Origin of the sequence: Streptomyces aureus (assembly GCF_001418135.1) — a bacterium.
Taxonomy (GTDB): Bacteria; Actinomycetota; Actinomycetes; order Streptomycetales; family Streptomycetaceae; genus Streptomyces; species Streptomyces aureus_A.
In genome coordinates this window covers 1-5,129 of sequence record NZ_LIPQ01000022.1, presented here as the reverse complement: position 1 = coordinate 5,129, position 5,129 = coordinate 1, and the positions used below count along the sequence as shown (strand labels likewise).

Sequence of the window (5,129 nt, the reverse complement as noted above, 5' to 3'; positions counted from 1 at the left end):
CGCTGACCGTCGGCGCCGACGTGCAGTCCGTGACCCAGGCCCCGGGCACCGCACTGGAGTCGCCGAGCGTCGAATTCCCGCTGGGCACCGACCAGTTCGGGCGCTCACTGCTCGGTCTGCTGATCTGGGGAGCGCGGATCTCGCTGCTCGTCGGACTCCTCGCGGCGGCGCTCTCGGTCGCCATCGGCACCCTCGTGGGGATCATCGCCGGGCACTACGGCGGCTGGTTCTCGACCGTCGTCATGCGGATCACCGACTGGTTCCTGGTGATGCCGGCCCTGGTCCTCGCGATCGTGCTCGCCACCGTCATGTCCCGGTCGATGTGGACGGTCGTCATCGCCATCGGGGTGACCTCCTGGCCGACCACGGCCCGCCTGGTGCGGGCCCAGACGATCGCCGTCGAGTCCCGCCCGTACATCGAACGGGCGACCGCGCTCGGCGGCGGCCACGGGCACGTCATGAGCAGGCACGTGCTGCCCAACGTGATGCCGCTGGTGCTCGCGCAGACCACGCTCGGCATCTCGACCGCCATCCTCACCGAGGCGACCCTCGCCTTCCTCGGGCTCGGCGACCCGACGGTCGTCTCCTGGGGCGGCATGCTCCAGGACGCCCGCGAGGCCGGCGCGGTCTCCTCCGGGCACTGGTGGTACCTGGCCCCGCCCGGCATCGCCATCGCCCTGGTCGCACTGGCGTTCACGCTGTGCGGCCGGGCCGTCGAGTCCGTACTCAACCCGAAGCTGGGGGTGAGCCGATGAGCACACAGAGCCTCCTGGAGGTACGGGACCTCAGGGTGACGTACGGCTCGGGCGCGTCCGCCGTGCCCGCCGTGCGCGGGGTCGACCTCACCCTGGAGCCGGGCCGCAAGCTCGGTGTGGCGGGCGAGTCCGGCTGCGGCAAGTCCACGCTCGCCCTCGCGCTGCTGCGCCTGCTTCCGGCGTCGGCGCGGATCGAGGGGCGGATCCTGCTCGACGGCGACGACGTCCTCGCCATGAAGTGGGGCCGGCTCCGGGCCGTGCGGTGGGCGGGGGCGTCGATCGTCTTCCAGGGCGCGATGCACTCGCTCAACGCCGTGCACCGGATCGGGGACCAGATCGCCGAACCGCTGCTCGTCCACGGCCGGGCCACCCCGGCGGCGGCCCGCAGGAAAGCCGGCGAGCTGCTCGAACACGTCGGTCTGCCCGCCGCGCGCGCGGCCGCCTATCCGCACGAGCTGTCCGGTGGACAGCGGCAGCGCGTGATGATCGCGATGGCGCTGGCCTGCGATCCGCGGCTGATCGTCGCGGACGAGCCGACCACCGCGCTCGACGTGATGATCCAGGCGCAGATCCTGCGGCTGATCGAGCGACTCGTCGCCGAGCAGTCCATCAGCCTCCTGATGATCAGCCACGACCTGGCGGTCCTCGCCGACACCTGCGACCGGCTGGCCGTGATGTACGCGGGCCGGGTCGTCGAGGAGGGTCCGGCCCGCGCGGTGTACGAGGCCGCTCGGCACCCCTACGGCCGGGCGCTGTCCTCGGCGTTCCCGCGCGTCGGAGACCCCGCGTCCCGGCGTGCGCCGCGCGGACTGCCGGGCGACCCGCCGGACCCGGCGGACCTGCCGGGCGGCTGCACCTTCCATCCGCGCTGTCCGGTGGCGGTGGACGCGTGCGGGGAACTCCAGCTGGAACTGAGGGAGGCGGGCACGGAACACCGCGCCGCCTGCGTCCATGTGGGGAGCGCGTCATGAGTACGGAGACGGCCGTGCGTACGGAGACGACGGCGGCGCCACTGCTGTCGGCGCGCGGGCTGCACGTCACCTTCCCCGGGCGGCGGGGCGCGCCGCCCGCACGGGCGGTCGACGGGGTGGACCTGGACATCGGCGCGGGCGAGATCGTGGCCCTCGTCGGCGAGTCGGGCTGCGGCAAGACGACCCTGGCCCGGTCGCTCCTCGGTCTGGTCCGGCCCACGGCGGGGACGGTCGCCTTCGACGGGAAGCCGCTCGCGTACGGCGCCGGTGCCCTCAAGGCGTACCGGAAGCGGGCCCAGCTGGTCCTCCAGGACCCGAGCGGCTCGCTCAACCCCCGGCACACGGTGTACGACGCGGTGGCGGAGGGGCTGCGGATCCACGGGTACACGGGGGACGAGCGGGAGGCGGTCGCCGGGGCCCTCGCGCGGGCCGGGCTTCGCCCCCCGGAGCGCTTCTTCCTGCGCTATCCGCACGAACTGTCCGGCGGGCAGCGGCAGCGCGTCGTCATCGCGGGCGCGCTGGTCCTGGAGCCCGAACTCATCGTCGCCGACGAGCCGGTGGCCTCGCTGGACGCCTCCGTGCGGGGCGAGATCCTGGCGCTGCTGCTGCGCCTGCGCGACGAACTCGGTCTCTCCGCCCTGGTGGTGACGCACGACCTGGGTCTCGCGTGGAACATCGCGGACCGGGTGGCGGTGATGTACCTGGGCCGGGTCGTGGAGACCGGCACGGTGGAGTCCGTCCTGACCCGGCCCCGGCATCCGTACACCCAGGCGCTGTTGTCGGTGCTTCCGGAGTCGGGCGGCGCTCCGGTCGTGCTGACCGGTGAACCCCCGGACCCGTCCCGCATCCCGTCCGGCTGCCGTTTCCACGCCCGCTGCCAGGTCCTCGCCTCGGGTGAGGCGCTGGCGGTCGCGGACCGCTGCCGCGGCGAGGGCCTGCCGGTCCTGGGCGGCGGCGGGGAGCAGGAGGTGGCCTGCCACTGGGTGGCTCGGGAGGCGGTGGTCTGAGGCGACGGGAGGCGGTGCGCGCCTCCCGTCCCGCGGCCGACCGGGGCCGGCGAGCGTACGGCGGCGGACTAGCCGGCCTGGGGGTGCTCCAGGTCGTACGCCTCCGTCAGCTCCCGGCAGCGCTTCACGTCGCCGGCCATCGCTTCGAGCAGGTCGTCCAGGGTGTCGAACTTGAGCATCCCGCGGACGTACGCGAGGAAGTCCACGGCCACGTGCAGCCCGTACAGGTCGAGGCCCTCGCGGTCGATCGCGTAGGCCTCCACCGTCCGCTCCGTGCCGTCGAACTGCGGGTTGGTGCCGACCGAGATCGCCGCCGGCATCCGCTCCCCGTCGGCCGTCAGCCAGCCGGCGTAGACGCCGTCGGCGGGGATGGCGGTGTGCGGGAGGGTCTCGACGTTGGCCGTCGGGAAGCCGAGTGCGCGGCCGCGCTGCGCGCCGCGGACCACGATGCCCTCGACGCGGTGCGGACGGCCGAGGATCTCGCCGGCTCCGGCCATGTCGCCCTCGGCGACGAGCCGGCGGGTGAGGGTGGAGGAGAAGGGGTCGCCGCCGCCCGCCGTGCCGCTGACGAACAGGTCGATGACCTCGACCTCGTAGTCGTAGGTGGCGCCGAGCTCGGACAGGAAGGCGACGTTTCCGGCGGCCCGGTGTCCGAAGCGGAAGTTGGGGCCCTCGATGACGGCCTTCGCGTGCAGCTTGTCGACGAGCACCTTGACGATGAAGTCGGCCGGGGACAGCTGGGAGAACTCGGCGGTGAACGGCAGCACCAGCACCGCGTCCACGCCGAGGCCCGCCATCAGCTCGGCGCGCCGGTGGTGCGGGGCGAGCAGCGGCGGGTGGCTGCCGGGCCGCACGACCTCGGAGGGGTGCGGGTCGAAGGTGACCACCACGGAGGGGACACCGAGTTCCCGGGCGCGCTCGACGGCCCGCCCGATGATCAACTGGTGCCCGCGGTGCACACCGTCGTAGGAGCCGATGGTGACGACGCTGCGCCCCCAGTCCTGGGGGATGTCCTCCAAGCCACGCCAGCGCTGCACTGTGACCGCTCCTCGTCCGCCTGTTCGCCGATTACGCAGGTCTAAGACTGCCATGCCCACGGCCTTCGGTTCGCATCGGCATGGAAGTGCCGTGGCTCCGCAGCGCCCGGAGGGTCTCCGGACCGAGCAGCGGCGCCCACTCGGCGGGGTCGCCGACCGTCCAGCGGGCGAGCAGCGTGGCGAACGCGGGCCGCGCGCGGATGTGTCCCGCGAGGGCCGTGTCGAGCCCTCTCATGCCTTCGGGGGTACGGGCCCACAGGGCGCCGGCCCGGTGGGTGAGCGTCCGGGTGCGCGGCTCGCTGCGGCGCTCGGCGCCCTCCGCGGCGGCCTCCAGGAGGGCGGCCAGGACGGTGAACTCCCCCGTCTCGGCCTCGTACCGCTCGTGCTCCAGGAGTACGTCGAGGAGTTCGGCCCGCAGATGGCGGGAGGCGCCGGTGCCGGGCGCGGCGAGGACGGGGGCGAGGGCGCGGCGGACCCGCGCGGGGCGGCCCCGGATCAGGCCGGAGACCAGGGGGAAGAGGACGGCTCGGGCGGCCGGGCCGTGCTCGAAGCGCCGGTCGACGAAGTCGGCCACGTGTCCGGCGCCCTCGGGGTGGCGGGCGACGTATCCGCGGACGAGGGAGGCGACCCGTCGGGCGAGCGCGGGCGTGTCGACGTCGGCGAGCGCCCGCAGAGCGGCGGCGGGGGCCTCGCCCGTGCCGTGCAGCCGGGCCCCGAAGGCGGCGAGGACCGGTCCGGGGTCGGCCGCGAGGGCCTCGACGAGGGCGCACGCGGGCACCCGGGGCTCGGCGAGGGCGCGGGGCAGGTGGCGGTCCCGGGTGTGCGGGTCGCGGATCAGCAGGCCGAGGGCGGCGCCGTGGAGGGACTGGTCGCCGGGGCGGGCGAGCAGGGCCAGGGCGGCGAAGCGCAGGAGTTCCCGGTCGGCGGGGCGGGTGGCGTGACCGGCGACCAGACGTCCGTACGTGGCGGCCGCGACACGCCGCTCCGGGCGCCCGTCGTCATGGGCCCAGCGGTCGACGGCCCGGCAGACGGCGGAGGGCTCGTCCTCGGCGAGGGCGGCGAGGAGGCCGTCGGCGAGCGGGTGCGCGGTGGCGACGAGCGCCTCGCACAGATCGTCGACGGCGAGCGCCCGATGGGTGTGCAGCAGGGCCTGGGCGGCGGTGGCGACGGTCGCGCCCGGGACGGCGGGGAGGGCGCGGTCGTCACCGAACCAACGGCAGAGCAGCGGCTGCACGCCCCGGGAGTCGGCAGCGAGCATCCCGGCGACAACGGAAAAAAACCGCTCGGTGTCGGGGCCCTCTCTCGGGCTCTCTTCGCGGTTCTCGCCGGGCGGTGGGTCGGCGAGAACCGCGAAGAGAG

The 5,129-nt window shown here is 74.7% G+C and carries 4 protein-coding genes and 1 pseudogene; 3 read left to right on the top strand and 2 right to left on the bottom strand.

The window, feature by feature from the left end; genetic code table 11:
- The 3 genes from AOK00_RS02585 to AOK00_RS02575 all read left to right on the top strand — a co-directional run.
- A partial coding sequence (locus AOK00_RS02585; protein WP_055598694.1) for an ABC transporter permease occupies nt 1–755 on the top strand: 755 nt, incomplete at its 5' end.
- The gene (locus AOK00_RS02580) at nt 752–1,726 is read left to right on the top strand and encodes an ABC transporter ATP-binding protein (RefSeq protein ID WP_055598693.1); all 975 of its coding nucleotides are present in this window, start codon (nt 752–754) and stop codon (nt 1,724–1,726) included. The genes AOK00_RS02585 and AOK00_RS02580, both read left to right, overlap by 4 nt.
- On the top strand, nt 1,723–2,733 hold the full coding sequence (locus AOK00_RS02575; RefSeq protein WP_055598692.1) for an ABC transporter ATP-binding protein: 1,011 nt from the start codon (nt 1,723–1,725) through the stop codon (nt 2,731–2,733). The genes AOK00_RS02580 and AOK00_RS02575 overlap by 4 nt, the downstream gene beginning before the upstream one ends.
- A 68-nt stretch (nt 2,734–2,801) precedes the next feature.
- Here the strand turns inward: AOK00_RS02575 and AOK00_RS02570 are convergent, their stop codons facing one another.
- A complete protein-coding gene (locus AOK00_RS02570; RefSeq protein ID WP_079041808.1) occupies nt 2,802–3,770 on the bottom strand; it encodes a bifunctional riboflavin kinase/FAD synthetase in 969 nt (322 codons plus the stop codon).
- Nucleotides 3,771–3,801: 31 nt separating this feature from the next.
- A pseudogene (locus tag AOK00_RS02565) lies at nt 3,802–5,129 on the bottom strand (serine protease); the annotation flags it as partial.